General features: G+C 66.0%; 11 protein-coding genes. 8 read left to right on the top strand and 3 right to left on the bottom strand.

Annotated elements, in window-relative coordinates; translation table 11 throughout:
* From BMY53_RS20950 to BMY53_RS20915, 8 genes are all read left to right on the top strand, one after another.
* A complete protein-coding gene (locus BMY53_RS20950) occupies window positions 1-3,192 on the top strand; it encodes an efflux RND transporter permease subunit (protein WP_092948444.1) in 3,192 nt (1,063 codons plus the stop codon).
* Window positions 3,189-4,688: an efflux transporter outer membrane subunit gene (locus BMY53_RS20945; protein ID WP_092948443.1), complete on the top strand. Its 1,500-nt coding sequence runs from the start codon at window positions 3,189-3,191 to the stop codon at window positions 4,686-4,688. Before BMY53_RS20950 ends, BMY53_RS20945 begins: the two co-directional genes overlap by 4 nt.
* Before the next feature lie 205 nt (window positions 4,689-4,893).
* Window positions 4,894-6,618, top strand: coding sequence for a type IV-A pilus assembly ATPase PilB (gene pilB / locus BMY53_RS20940; protein WP_092948442.1), 1,725 nt, complete (start codon window positions 4,894-4,896; stop codon window positions 6,616-6,618).
* Window positions 6,619-6,715: 97 nt separating this feature from the next.
* The gene (locus BMY53_RS20935; protein WP_092948441.1) at window positions 6,716-7,948 is read left to right on the top strand and encodes a type II secretion system F family protein; all 1,233 of its coding nucleotides are present in this window, start codon (window positions 6,716-6,718) and stop codon (window positions 7,946-7,948) included.
* A gap of 3 nt (window positions 7,949-7,951) precedes the next feature.
* Window positions 7,952-8,890 carry a prepilin peptidase gene (locus tag BMY53_RS20930; RefSeq protein WP_092948514.1) on the top strand — a complete coding sequence of 313 codons (939 nt, stop codon included), beginning with the start codon at window positions 7,952-7,954 and terminating at the stop codon, window positions 8,888-8,890.
* An 11-nt stretch (window positions 8,891-8,901) separates the two neighbouring features.
* Window positions 8,902-9,495, top strand: a complete 594-nt coding sequence (coaE, locus tag BMY53_RS20925) for a dephospho-CoA kinase (RefSeq protein WP_092948440.1) — start codon at window positions 8,902-8,904, stop codon at window positions 9,493-9,495.
* 75 nt (window positions 9,496-9,570) lie between these two features.
* Window positions 9,571-10,326, top strand: coding sequence for a cell division protein ZapD (gene zapD / locus BMY53_RS20920; RefSeq protein ID WP_092948513.1), 756 nt, complete (start codon window positions 9,571-9,573; stop codon window positions 10,324-10,326).
* A gap of 46 nt (window positions 10,327-10,372) precedes the next feature.
* On the top strand, window positions 10,373-10,591 hold the full coding sequence (locus tag BMY53_RS20915; RefSeq protein ID WP_092948439.1) for a DNA gyrase inhibitor YacG: 219 nt from the start codon (window positions 10,373-10,375) through the stop codon (window positions 10,589-10,591).
* A gap of 18 nt (window positions 10,592-10,609) precedes the next feature.
* Here BMY53_RS20915 and BMY53_RS20910 read toward each other — a convergent pair whose 3' ends face one another.
* Genes BMY53_RS20910 through tal form a run of 3 tightly spaced genes read right to left on the bottom strand, consistent with a single transcriptional unit; the run spans window position 10,610 to window position 13,821 of the window.
* On the bottom strand, window positions 10,610-11,242 hold the full coding sequence (locus tag BMY53_RS20910; RefSeq protein WP_092948438.1) for an HAD family hydrolase: 633 nt from the start codon (window positions 11,240-11,242) through the stop codon (window positions 10,610-10,612).
* Between the two features lie 3 nt (window positions 11,243-11,245).
* Window positions 11,246-12,874, bottom strand: a complete 1,629-nt coding sequence (gene pgi, locus BMY53_RS20905) for a glucose-6-phosphate isomerase (RefSeq protein WP_092948437.1) — start codon at window positions 12,872-12,874, stop codon at window positions 11,246-11,248.
* Window positions 12,871-13,821, bottom strand: a complete 951-nt coding sequence (tal, locus tag BMY53_RS20900) for a transaldolase (RefSeq protein ID WP_092948436.1) — start codon at window positions 13,819-13,821, stop codon at window positions 12,871-12,873. The genes pgi and tal overlap by 4 nt, the downstream gene beginning before the upstream one ends.
* Window positions 13,822-13,931 lie beyond the last annotated feature (110 nt).

Below are 13,931 nucleotides of genomic sequence, written 5' to 3'. Positions count from 1 at the left end.
ATGGCCCGATTCTTCATCGACCGTCCCGTCTTCGCCTGGGTGCTGGCCATCGTCGTGATGCTGGCCGGCGCGCTGGCTATCACCACCCTGCCCCTGGAGCAATACCCGGACATCGCGCCCCCCAAGGTCACGGTCAGTGCCACCTACCCCGGCGCTTCCGCCAAGACCATCGAAGACTCCGTCACCCAGGTGATCGAGCAGCAGATGAAGGGGCTGGACGGCCTGCTCTCCATGCAGTCCTCCAGCTCGTCCTCCGGCTCCGCCAGCATCACCCTGAATTTCAACGCCGGCACCAATGCCGACGTGGCCCAGATGCAGGTGCAGAACAAGCTGCAGCAGGCGGAGGCCCAGCTGCCGCAGGCGGTTCAGAGCCAAGGCGTGACCGTCACCAAGACCGGCACCGACTTCCTGATGGTGGTCGCCCTGTATTCGGCAGACGGCAGCGCCTCCGCCATCGACATCGGCGACTACATCACCTCCAACCTGGTGGACGTCATCAGCCGCCTGGAAGGCGTGGGTGATGTGCAGACCCTGGGTACCGGCCACGCCATGCGCATCTGGCTGGACCCGGCCAAGCTGGCCAGCCATGCGCTCATGCCCTCGGACGTGAGCACCGCCATCACCGCGCAGAATGCCCAGGTGTCTGCCGGCCAGGTGGCCGGCCTGCCGGCCATCACCGGCCAGCAGCTCAACGTCACCATCACGGCCCGCAGCAAGCTGCAGACCGTGGAGCAGTTCCAGGACATCCTGCTGAAGACCGCCACCGACGGCAGCCGCGTGAAGCTTTCCGACGTCGCCCGCATCGAGATGGGCGGCGAGAGCTACACCATCTCCTCCCGTTATGAAGGCCGGCCGGCCGCCGGCATGGGCATCAAGCTCGCCACCGGTGCCAACGCCATCGGCGTGGCCAACCTGGTGAATGCCAAGCTGGCCGAACTGCAACCGTCCTTCCCCTACCACCTGCAGGTCGTCACCGCCTACGACACCACACCCTTCGTGAAGATCTCCATCGAGGAGGTGGTGATCACCCTGGTGGAAGCCATGGCACTTGTGGTGGCCGTGATGTTGCTGTTCCTGCAGAACTGGCGCGCCACGCTGATCCCGGCCATCGCCGTGCCGGTGGTGCTGCTGGGCAGCTTCGGTGTGCTGTCGGTCTTCGGCTACTCGATCAACAGCCTGACGATGTTCGGCATGGTGCTGGCCATCGGCCTGCTGGTGGACGACGCCATCGTGGTGGTGGAGAACGTCGAGCGTGTGATGCACGAGGAGGGGCTGTCCGCGAAGGAAGCCACCCGCAAGTCCATGGGTGAGATCACCGGCGCGCTGGTGGGCATCGCCCTGGTGCTGTCGGCGGTGTTCATCCCCATGGCGTTCTTCGGCGGCTCCACGGGCGTGATCTATCGCCAGTTCTCGATCGCCGTGGTCTCGGCCATGCTGTTGTCGGTGGCGGTGGCCATGAGCCTCACGCCCGCCCTGTGCGCCACGCTGCTCAAGCCGGCCGGTCACGGTGAAGCCGGCCGGCCGGGCCGTCCCGGCCTGCTGGGCCGCTTCTATGGCGCCTTCAACCGCGGCTTCGACCGCAGCAGCGAAGGCACCCAGTCCGTGGTGGGCCGCATGCTGCGCCGCAGCGGCCGCGTGATGCTGGTCTACCTGGCGCTGGTGGCTGCCATGGCCGTGCTCTACCACCGGCTGCCCACCTCCTTCCTCCCCGATGAAGACCAGGGCGTGCTGATGGGCGAAGTTCGCCTGCCCTCCGGTGCCACCGATGAACGCCTGATGGCGTCGCTCAAGGCCACCGAACAATGGCTGGCCCAGCAGCCGGACATCGCCGGCTACACGGTGATCACCGGCATCGGTGGTGACCAGGCCAGCGGCCGCCTGTTCATCAAGCTCAAGCCCTGGGACGAGCGCAAGGCCGCCGGCCAGAGCGCCGCCGAGATCGCCCGCCGCGCCAACCGCGAGTTGGCCAGCCTGCGGGACGCCCGGGTCTTCATCATGCAGCCGCCGCCGGTGCGCGGCCTCGGTTCCAGCGCCGGCTTCACCTTCGAGCTGCAGGACCGTGGTGGTCTTGGGCACGACCAGTTGGTCGCCGCCCGCGACAAGTTCCTGCAACTGGCCCGCCAGAACCCGGCGCTGTCGCAGGTGCGCATCAGCGGCCTGGAGGACGCGCCGCAGCTCGGCATCACCATTGACGACGCCAAGGCCGGTGCCCTGGGGGTCGCCACGGCGGATGTCAACACCACGCTGGCCACCGCCCTGGGCGGCAGCTACGTGAACGACTTTCTGGACAAGGGGCGTGTGAAGAAGGTGTACGTGCAGGGCGACGCCGCCTACCGCATGGCCCCCGACAGCATCCTGCGCTGGTTCGTGCGCAATGGCGACAACGCCATGGTGCCCTTCTCCGCCTTCACCTCCATCAACTGGACCTTCGGTGCCCCCAAGCTGGAGCGCTACAACGGGTTCTCGTCCTATGAGATCGTCGGCGAGGCTGCTGCGGGCGTGAGCTCCGGCACGGCCATGACAGCTGTGGAAGACCTGGTCAAGCAGTTGCCGGCAGGCATTGGCATCGAATGGGCAGGCCAGTCCTACCAGGAACGCCTGTCGGGCTCGCAGGCGCCCATCCTGTATGCCGTCTCGGTGCTGTTCGTCTTCCTGTGCCTGGCTGCCTTGTATGAAAGCTGGTCGGTGCCCTTCTCGGTCATGCTGGTGGTGCCGCTGGGTGTGATCGGCGCCGTCGCCCTGACCGGGCTGATGGGGCTGGAGAACGACGTGTACTTCCAGGTGGGCCTGCTCACCACGGTGGGGCTCGCGGCGAAGAACGCGATCCTGATCGTGGAGTTCGCCAAGCAACTCCAGGAGCAGGGTGCCACCGCCTTCGACGCCGCGTTGAAAGCCGTCCGCCTGCGGCTGCGCCCCATCCTGATGACCTCGCTGGCCTTCATGCTGGGCGTCCTGCCCCTGGCCATCGCCACGGGTGCGGGCGCCGGCAGCCGCCGTGCCATTGGCACCGGTGTGCTCGGCGGCATGCTGAGCGCCACCGTGCTGGGGGTGCTGTTCGTGCCGGTGTTCTACGTGGTGGTTCGCCGCCTCGTGGAGCGCAAGCGCAACGCCCGCTCGTCTTCCGATTCCACAACCACCGGCACGCCCGCCATGAGCGCTGGCCAACCCGACGTGGTGGAGAACCAAGCATGACCTTCCCGACCTTTCGGCTCACCCCCATCGCCACCGTGGCACGCGCGGTCACCCTGGCGACCGCCATGGCCGCCATCCTGACCCTGAGCGCCTGCGCCCAACTGGCGCCTGCCTATTCCACCCCGGCAGCGCCCATCCCGTCGAGTTGGCCCGATGCGGCGGCCTCGACCCCGTCAGGAACCGCCCCGGCCACCGATGCCGGCAAGGCGATGGTCCCGGCCACAGACTGGACCTCGGTCATCTCGGACCCACAGTTGCGCAAGGTCATCGACCTGGCCCTGGCCAACAACCGGGACCTGCGCATTGCCACGCTCAACATCGAGCAGGCACGGGCCACCTACCGTATCCAGGAAGCGGCCCAGCTGCCAACGCTCAATGCCAGCGCGACGGACACCGTCAAGCGCACGCCGGCGCAGGCCAACGGCGGTCAGGCCAGCCTCTCCCGGCAGTACGGCGCGGAGGTCGGCCTGACCTCTTATGAACTGGATCTGTTCGGGCGCGTGCGCAACCTGAAGGATGCGGCGCTGCAGAGCTACCTGAACACCGAGGAGGCGCAGCGCAGCACCCGCCTGAGCCTGATCGCCGAAGTGGCCACCGCCTGGCTGACGCTGTCGGCCGATCAGGCCCAGTTGGCGCTGGCGCAGCAGACGCTGGTGTCCCAGCAGGACAGCTACGAACGCACGCAGCAGAGCCAGCGGCTGGGCGGCGCTTCGGCTCTGACCACGGCCCAGGCCCGCACCACGGTGGAATCGGCCCGCAACAGCGTGGCCAGCTATACCGCCCAGGTGAAGCAGGACCGCAATGCCCTGGCCTTGCTCGTCGGCGCCGCCGTGCCCACCGGACTGCTGCCGGCGGCCATGACGACCGACGCCGCCACCCAGCTGAGCATGCCGCCAGACGGCCTGCCCTCCTCGGTCCTGCAGCGGCGCCCGGACGTGCTGGCGGCGGAACATCTGCTGATCGCGGCCAACGCCAACATCGGCGCCGCACGGGCGGCCCTGTTTCCCACCATCAGCCTGACCGCCACGGCGGGCACGGCCAGCACCGCGCTGTCCGACCTGTTCAAGGGCGGCGCCTGGAGCTTCATTCCGTCCATCAGCCTGCCCATCTTCGACGGCGGCAGTAGCCGCGCCAGCCTGGACTCGGCCAAGGCGGCGCGCGACATCCAGCTGGCCACCTATGAAAAGACGGTGCAGACCGCCTTCAGCGAAGTGGCGGATGCCCTGGCCGTGCGCAGCACCCTGGCCGAGCGGCTGGCGTCCCAGCAAGCGCTGGTGGATGCCTATCAGGAGGCTTTCACGCTGGCCGACGCGCGCTTCAAGAATGGAGCGGACAGCTACCTGACCGTGCTGGATGCCCAGCGCTCGCTGTTCTCGGCCCGCCAGACGCTGGTGACGCTGCGGCTGCTGGACCAGACCAACCGGGTCACCCTGTACAAGGTGCTGGGGGGTGGGGGCTGGCCCGCAGCGGCCGGCGCCAAGACCAACGATTCCTGAGCTTCGATGCGGCCAAACCACGCCTCTCACAGTTGGTTACCTTGACCGAACTGCACGGAGCCAGGTATTTCTTCACTGATCACCGGATGCGGAGTGGTCCGATCCCCTCGGGAAAGGACGAAATTGCACGAAGCTCCAGACTTCCGTGAAACACCCTGTGCCGAGGCGCGTCACGCCCCGGCACAAGGGGGTAAAGTGAGAGGCGATGGACACCACACTGGCCGAACCACCTCAGTCCGCCCTTTCGGGCGTCGCCCGCGTGCTCGTGCACGCTGGCAAGCTTCAGCCCAAAGCGGCTGAGGATCTGGTCCGCCTGGCGCGGGAGAAAAAGACCAGCTTCGTTAATGCCGTCATGGCGGCGGGCACGGTCACGCCCTCCGACCTGGCCCACACCCTGGCCCACGCGCTGGCCATGCCGCTGCTCGACCTGAGCGCGGTCGATTCGCACAAGCTGCCCCAGAACATCATCGACGCCAAGCTGGCGGCGCAGCACCAGGTCGTGGTGCTGGCCCGGCGTGGCAACCGGCTGTTCATCGGCGGGGCCGACCCCACCGACCAGGAAGTCGTCGAACGCATCAAGTTCGCCACCCAGCTGACGCCCGAATGGATCATCGTCGAGCATGACAAGCTGTCCAAGTTGCTGGGCGCCAATGCCGGCGGCAGCACGTCGGAGCAGCTCGAAGCGATCGCGGGCGACGACTTCGACTTCGACATCGCCGAGGAAGACACCCCGCCCCAGGAAGAAGCCCAGGACGTTGGGGATGTCGAAGACGCCCCGGTCGTACGCTTCCTGCAGAAGATGCTGGTGGACGCCATCAACATGCGGGCGTCGGACTTGCACTTCGAGCCCTACGAATACCACTACCGGGTCCGCTTCCGGGTGGACGGCGAGCTGCGTGAAATCACCCAGCCGCCCATCGCGATCAAGGAAAAACTCGCCTCCCGCATCAAGGTCATCTCGCGCATGGACATTTCCGAGCGCCGGGTGCCGCAGGACGGGCGGATGAAGCTGAAGTTCGGCGCCAAGGCGATCGACTTCCGGGTTTCCACCCTGCCCACGCTCTTCGGCGAGAAGATCGTGATCCGTATTCTTGATCCGTCCTCGGCCAAGCTCGGCATTGATGCGCTGGGCTACGAGAAGATCGAGAAGGAGCGGCTGCTGGAGTGCATCCAGCGCCCCTACGGCATGATCCTGGTCACCGGCCCGACAGGTTCCGGCAAGACGGTGTCGCTCTACACCTGCCTGAACATCCTGAACCAGCCGGGTACCAACATCTCGACGGTGGAAGACCCGGCGGAAATCAACTTGCCGGGCATCAACCAGGTCAACGTCAACGACAAGGCGGGCCTGACCTTCTCCGCCGCCCTGAAGTCCTTCCTCCGTCAGGATCCGGACATCATCATGGTGGGTGAAATCCGGGACCTGGAAACCGCCGACATCGCCATCAAGGCCGCTCAGACCGGCCACATGGTGATGTCCACGTTGCACACGAACGACGCCCCCAAGACGCTGACCCGTCTGCTCAACATGGGCGTGGCGCCGTTCAACATCGCGTCCAGCGTGCTGCTGATCACCGCCCAGCGCCTGGTGCGGCGCCTGTGCGAAAGCTGCAAGGCCCCGGCGGACTACCCCCGCGAGGCCTTGCTGCGCGCCGGTTATGTCGAGACCGACCTGGATGGCTCGTGGAAACCCTACCGTGCCGTCGGTTGCTCCAATTGCAACAATGGTTATCGGGGTCGCGTCGGTGTTTACCAAGTGATGCCCATTAGTGAAGCGATTCAACGCATCATCCTGGCAGAGGGAACCGCCCTGGACATCGCGGACCAATCCCGTGCCGACGGCGTGCGGGATCTGCGACAGTTCGGGCTGGTGAAGGTCCGCCTGGGTGTCACCACACTCGAAGAGGTGCTGGCGGCGACCAATGAATAATGGGGGAGCCGGCACACGCGGCTCCACGACCAGCACACCTGGGAACTAAACAACTGATTGGGAGCGCCGTTCGCTTGGCGCGACGGCTGGAGGTGATATGGCGACGACCACCGCGGGTGCCCGCGCAAAGCAGGGCATCAAGGAATTTATCTTCGAGTGGGAAGGCAAGGACCGCAACGGCAAGATCGTTCGCGGTGAAATGCGTGCGGGCGGTGAAGCCGTGGTCAGCGCCTCGCTGCGCCGCCAGGGCGTCATGGTCACCAAGGTCAAGAAGCGCCGGACCGGGGGTGGCAAGTCCATCAAGCAGCGGGATATCGCCATCTTCACCCGCCAGCTCGCCACCATGATGCGCGCTGGCGTGCCGCTGCTGCAGGCCTTCGACATCGTCGCCCGAGGCAGCACCAATCCGCGCCTGACCAAGCTGCTGACCGACATCCGTCAGGACGTCGAGACCGGCACCAGCCTCTCGGTCGCCTTCCGCAAGCACCCGCTCCACTTCGACGCGTTGTACTGCAACCTGGTGGAAGCCGGTGAGTCGGGCGGTATTCTGGAAGCCTTGCTGGACCGCCTGGCCATCTACCAGGAAAAGACGGTGGCCCTGAAGCAGAAGATCAAGTCTGCCCTCACCTATCCCATCGCCGTGCTGGTGGCCGCCTTTGTGGTGACCGCCATCATCATGATCTTCGTCGTCCCGACTTTCCGGGACGTGTTCAAGAGCTTCGGTGCGGATCTGCCTGCGCCGACGCTGTTCGTCATCTGGCTGTCCGACATCTTCGTCAGTTACTGGTGGCTGATCTTCAGCGCCGTCGGTGGCGGCCTGTACTTCTTCTTCCAGAGCTGGAAGCGCTCGGTGCGCATGCAGAAGGTCATGGACCGCCTGCTTCTGAAGGTGCCCATCTTTGGCGATCTGATCTACAAGTCGGTTATCGCCCGCTGGACCCGCACGCTGGCGACCATGTTCGCCGCCGGTGTTCCGCTGGTGGAAGCCCTGGACTCCGTGGGCGGCGCCTCCGGCAACGCGGTCTTTGTGGAAGGTACCGAAAAGATCCAGCGTGACGTCTCCACGGGCGCCTCGCTGACCAACTCCATGCAGACCACCGGCTTGTTCCCGGTGATGGTGCTCCAGATGTCGTCCATTGGTGAAGAGTCCGGTTCGCTGGACCACATGCTGGGCAAGGCCGCCGACTTCTATGAAGACGAAGTGGATGAAGCCGTGAAGGCCCTGTCCAGCCTGATGGAGCCATTGATCATCGTGTTCCTGGGCGTGTTGATCGGCGGCATCGTTGTTGCCATGTACCTGCCCATCTTCAAGCTCGGCGCGGTGGTCTGATTGCTGGACCGGGAAGTTTTAGAACTGCTGCTGTCGCCGTGGTATCTGGGGCTGCTCGGCCTGTGTGTCGGCAGCTTCCTCAACGTGGTCATCTATCGCTTGCCGGTGATGATGCAGCGTCAGTGGCTGGCCGACTGTGAAAACCAGCTGTCCTCGTCTGAGGACCTTGAGCAGGCGCTGAAGCTGACGCCCGCGCAGGCGCAGGCGGTAGCCGCCAGCGTGCTGCCGGTGCGCCAGGCCCTGGAAGCCCTGCCGCCGCTGGGCCTGGTCACACCGCGCTCGCGCTGCCCGCACTGCGGCCACCAGTTGCGATGGCATGAAAACCTGCCACTGCTGGGTTGGCTCCGTCTGCGCGGCCGCTGCGCATCCTGCAAGGCACCGATCTCCGCTCGTTACCCGGGCGTGGAACTGCTCACCGGCCTGCTGTTCGCTGCCATTGGCTGGCACTTCGGCCCGCAGGCCGCAACCCTGCTGTATTGCGGCTTTGCCGCCGCCCTGGTGGCGCTGGCGGGCATCGACTGGGACACCACCTTCTTGCCGGACAGCATCACCCAACCCCTGCTCTGGGCCGGGCTGGTGGCTGCAGGTGCCGGCATGCTGCCGGTTTCACTGACGGAGTCGCTCGGCGGCGTCCTGGCGGGCTACCTGTCCCTCTGGTCGGTCTACTGGGTGTTCAAGCTGGTGACCGGCAAGGAAGGCATGGGCTACGGCGACTTCAAGCTGCTGGCCGGCCTCGGCGCCTGGCTGGGCTGGCAGATGATCCTGCCCATTGCCCTGATCGCCTCGCTCATCGGCGCCCTCGTGGGCCTGGGCCTGAAGTTTTCCGGCGGCCTTCGCGAAGGCCGTTATGTGCCCTTCGGCCCCTTCCTGGCCGGCGGAGGTCTGGCCGTGCTGCTCATCGGCAAACAGCAGGTCATGGCCTGGCTGGGCTGGGGCGGCTGACAGGCCCCACCATGCGCATCGGCTTGACCGGCGGCATCGGAAGCGGCAAAAGCACCGTCGCCCGGGCCATGGTCACGCTGGGCGGGGTCCATCTGGTGGACACCGATGCCATTTCCCGCGCGCTTACGCTCCCGGGCGGCGCGGCCATGCCGGCCATCGCCCAGCAGTTCGGCTCTCGTTTCGTCGCCCCGGACGGCGCGCTGGACCGGGCCACCATGCGCGAACTGGCCTTCCAGGATCCCGGCGCCAAGCGGGCCCTGGAAGCCATCCTGCACCCGCTGATCAGCGAAGAAACCGAGCACCAGGCCCAGGCCGCGAGCCCTGGCCAGTGGATCGTCTTCGACGTGCCGCTATTGGTGGAGTCCGGCCGCTGGCGCCAGCGCGTGCAGCGGGTGGTGGTGGTGGATTGCGAGGAAGCCACCCAGATCTCCCGCGTGGTGCAGCGGTCTCAACTCACCGAGGCGGCCGTACGCGCCATCGTGGCTCAGCAGGCCACCCGTGCCCAGCGCCGCGCCGCAGCAGATGCCGTGATCTATAACGACGGCATCTCCCTGGATCAATTGCATCAGGCAGTTGCCTCCCTGCTGACAAGTCCCCTGTTCTGACCACCCCTTACCTGTCGGGGTGGTCCCTGTCTGGCCTGTGGAACAATGGCCCCTTGCCGTAACAGGATGGTCGACTTGATCCTCTACGAATACCCGTTCAACGAGAGCATTCGCACGATGCTCAGGCTGGAGCATCTGTTCGATCGATTGGGTCAACTGGTCGCGCGTGACACTGCGCTCGACCACCACTACGCGCTCGCCACCATCTTCGAAGTGATGGATGTGGCGTCCCGCGCCGACCTGAAAGCCGATCTGCTCAAGGAACTGGAGCGCCATCGCTCCCAGCTCAACAGCTACCGAGGCAATCCCGCCATCGCCGAATCGGTGCTGGATGAAGTGGTCGGGCGCATCGATCATGCGTTTGACAAGCTCAACCAGTTGCCCGGCAAGGCGGGCCAGACCTTGACCACCAATGAGTGGCTGATGAGCATCCGCAGCCGGATTTCGATCCCGGGCGGCACCTGCGAGTTCGACCTGCCCGGGTATTACACCTGGCAGCAGTACCTGCCCGCCAGGCGCCGTAACGACCTGATGCAGTGGGCCCAGACCCTGATGCCGCTGGCCGAGGCGCTGAACGTGCTGCTGGGCCTGCTGCGGGACAGCGGCTCGCCGCACAAGGTGGCGGCCCATGGTGGCCAATATCAGCAGAGCCTGCCGCAAGGCCGTAGTTTCCAGCTGCTGCGCATGCGTATCGACCCCAGCCTGGGCCTGGTGCCCGAAATCAGCGGCCACCGGTTGATGGTTTCCATCCGGCTGATGCGCCAGGATGAGGAAGGCCGCTTGAAACCTGCCCCTGTGGACGCCACATTTGAACTGACGCTGTGCGCCTGAGTGACCCGGCGTCGGCCGTCCTCTGTCCCAGCACCTTCACGTAGTCATGACCAGCAAGCCGTCTTCTTCCACCTCTGCTGTCGCCCGCCCACGCATCGTGCCCTGCCCCACCTGTGGCGGGGACAGCATCTTCGAACCCAGCAATCTCTGGCGCCCGTTCTGCGGCGAACGTTGCCGGCAGATCGACCTCGGCCATTGGGCGGACGAGTCTTTCCGCGTGGCCGCGCCGCCGACCACGGAAAACGAGAACGACGCCGAACACTGAGACCCGGACTCAGGCCGCTCAGGCCGGCAGCAGCCCCCGCCGCACCAGTTCCACGCGCGCCGCCTCCGGCGTCGTGTACAGCCATGCCTGCCAGCCCAGGGCGGTGGCGGCTTCGATGTTGGCCGGAAGATCGTCCAGGAACAGGACCTCGTCCGGCTTTGCCTCGAAATGCGCCAGCGCCAGATCAAAGATCGGCTGGTGCGGCTTGGACTGCTTGACCCGTCCGGAAAAGATGCCCGACACGAACCAGTCGTGCAACGGGTGGCTGCTCTCCAGATGGTCCGCGTACGGTTCGGGCATGTTGGAGAGGAAGTGCAAGCTGTGGCCGGCCTGCTTGAGCTCCTGGATCAGGGCAGCCGTGCCCTCAATCAGTTGCAGCTCCTGCGGCACAGCGTCCATCACGGCCACGATCTCTTCCCGTGTCCAGCCGGTTCGCGCCGCGATGCGGTCTGCGGTGGTGCTGGCATCGGCCAGCCCCTGGTCGAAAGCGCCCCAATCCCCGGTGTAAGTCTGGAAGAATTCCTTGGCCACTTCGGCGCCCACCGTTTCGTCGGCCACGCGGTGCGGCCATACCCGAGCCAGGAAGCTGGGCGGGTGCCAGCGGAACAGAACACCGCCGAAATCAAAAACGATCTTCATCGCCTTGCTCATGCATTAACTCCGCAGGCGACCCAGCAGGCCCGCCGTCGATGCGTCCAAACCCGTGGTGTCGCCACTGGTCAGGCGTGGCAGCAGGCTGCTGCACAAGGCCTTGCCCAGCTCCACACCCCATTGGTCGAAGCTGTTGATGTTCCAGACGGCACCGCTGACGAACACCCGGTGCTCATACAGCGCGATCAGCGCGCCCAACGAGGCGGGGGTCAGGGCGTCCAGCATCAGCGTCGTGCTGGGCCGGTTGCCCGGGAAGCTGCGGTGGCGGGCCAGCACGTCGGGGGCCAGATCGCGGGAAGCCGTCGGGGCGGATTCCGCGCGCGCAGCCTCCGCCGTCTTGCCCTGCATCAGGGCCTGCGACTGGGCCAGGCAGTTGGCCAGCAGCTTGGTGTGCTGGTCCTGCAGCCGGGTCAGCAGCTCACCAGCCACATGGTCACCGAATTGCGGCTGTTTCACCGCGATGAACTCCACCGGGATCACGTCGGTGCCCTGGTGCAGCATCTGGAAGTAGGCATGCTGGCCATTGGTACCCGCCTCGCCCCAAACCACCGGGCTGGTGCCGTAGCTCAGCGCCTGGCCGTCCCGGTCCACCCCCTTGCCGTTGCTTTCCATCTCCAGTTGCTGGAGATAGGCCGGCAGGCGGCGCAAGCCCTGGTGATACGGCGCCACCGAGCGGCTGGTGAAGCCATGGAAGTTGCGATACCAGACGTCCAGCAGGCCCAGCAGCACCGGCAGGTTGGCCGCCAGGGGCGCCTGGCGGAAGTGCTCGTCCATGGCGTGGGCGCCGGACAGCAGCGCCTTGAAGTTGTCCGGGCCCACCGCGATGGCGATGGGCAGGCCGATCACCGACCACAGCGAATACCGGCCACCCACCCAGTCCCAGAAGCCGAAGGTGGTCTCGATACCGAACTCGGCCGCGGCCTTGGCATTGCTGGTGGTCGCAGCGAAGTGGCGGGCGATATCGGTGCCGCCCTGCTGCAGGAACCAGGCCTTGGCAGCCTGGGCATTCGCCAGCGTTTCCTGGGTGGTGAAGGTCTTGGAGGCGATGATGAACTGCGTCGTCGCTGCGTTCAGGCCACGCAGCACCGGGGCCAGGTCATGCCCGTCCACATTGGAGACGAAGTGCAGCTTGAGCGTGGCGGGCACATAGGCCTGCAGGGCCTGCACCACCATGGCCGGCCCCAGGTCCGAGCCGCCGATACCGATGTGCACCACATCGGTGATGCCACTGCGGGCCTGGTCTCGCACCTGCGCCGCGAAGGCCAGCATGCGCGCCAGCGAGGCCTGAACCTCATCGCTGAAAGGCGCCTGGCCCGCGGGCGCGCGCAGGGCGGCGTGCAGCACCGCGCGGCCTTCGGTGTGGTTGATGGGATCGCCGTTGAAAAGCGCCTCGCGTTGCGCCTCCAGTTTCACGTCCGCCGCCAGGCCGAGCAGCAATTCAAGCGTCCTGGCGTCGATGCGGTTCTTGGACAGGTCGGCAAACACCTCGGGTGCCTGCAGCGACAGGCGCTGGAACCGGTCCGGCTCGGCCTCAAAGGCCTGGCGCACATCGAAGGCGGCGCCGGATTGCTGGAAGTGGTTGTGAAGGGCGGCCCAATGGGGGCTGCTGTCGCAACGCGGGAACAGGCTCATCGCAGGCTTTCGATCATCTGGTCCAGCTTGCCGGCATCAGCGGCAAACTGGCGGATGCCTTCGGCCAGTTTTTCGGTGGCCATGGCGTCCTGGTTGAGGGCAAAGCGGAAGGCCGCTTCGTTGAACGAGACCTTGGGCAAATCCAGGGCCTTGGCAGCGTCAGCGTCAAGCGCCTTGCCCAGCGGTGCTTCATGGGACTGGAGCTGGGCCAGCAGGTCGGGGCTGATGGTGAGCAGGTCACAGCCGGACAGCGCCTGGATCTGACCGATATTACGGAAGCTCGCGCCCATGACCTCGGTCGCGATGCCCTGCTTCTTGAAATAGTTGTAGATGGCTGCAACCGACTGGACGCCGGGGTCGTTCACGCCGGCACGGGCCGCTTCATCCCACTGGCTGCCGGCAGACTTCTTGTACCAGTCATAGATGCGGCCCACAAAGGGGGAGATCAGCTGGATGCCGTTCTCGCCACAGGCCACCGCCTGGCAGAAGGCAAACAGCAGGGTCAGGTTGCAATGGATGCCTTCGCGTTCCAGTTCGCGGGCCGCCTGGATGCCTTCCCAGGTGGCCGCGATCTTGATCAGCACACGGTCACGGCCGATGCCTGCGGCCTCATACAGCGCCATGATGCGGCGCGCACGTGCCAGCGTGGCCACGGTGTCGAAGCTCAGGCGCGCATCCACTTCGGTGGAGACCCGGCCGGGCACGACCTTCAGGATTTCCAGGCCGAAGGCCACCAGCACCTTGTCCACAATCAGGTCCAGCGTTTCGGTCTTGTTGGCGGCGACCGAGTCCTCCAGCAGGTGCGCATAGTCGGGCGACTGCACCGCCTTCAGGATCAACGACGGGTTGGTGGTCGCATCGCGCGGGGTGAACTGCGCCAGTTGCTTGAAGTTGCCAGTGTCGGCCACCACGGTGGTGTAGGCCTTCAGTTGTTCGAGCTGGTTCATAGTGGGGGGACGCGCCAGGGCGGTCACAATCGGTGGGTTGAGTCCGGAACAAGGGCGGGGCATGAGCCTTGCCCTGAGGGGCGTGGGCAACAGCCCGACAGCCCCTATTA

This window comes from Roseateles sp. YR242 (assembly GCF_900109745.1).
Taxonomy (GTDB): Bacteria; Pseudomonadota; Gammaproteobacteria; order Burkholderiales; family Burkholderiaceae_C; genus Roseateles.
Note: the sequence above shows the minus strand (reverse complement) of the source record. Positions and strands in the feature narration are given on the sequence as shown.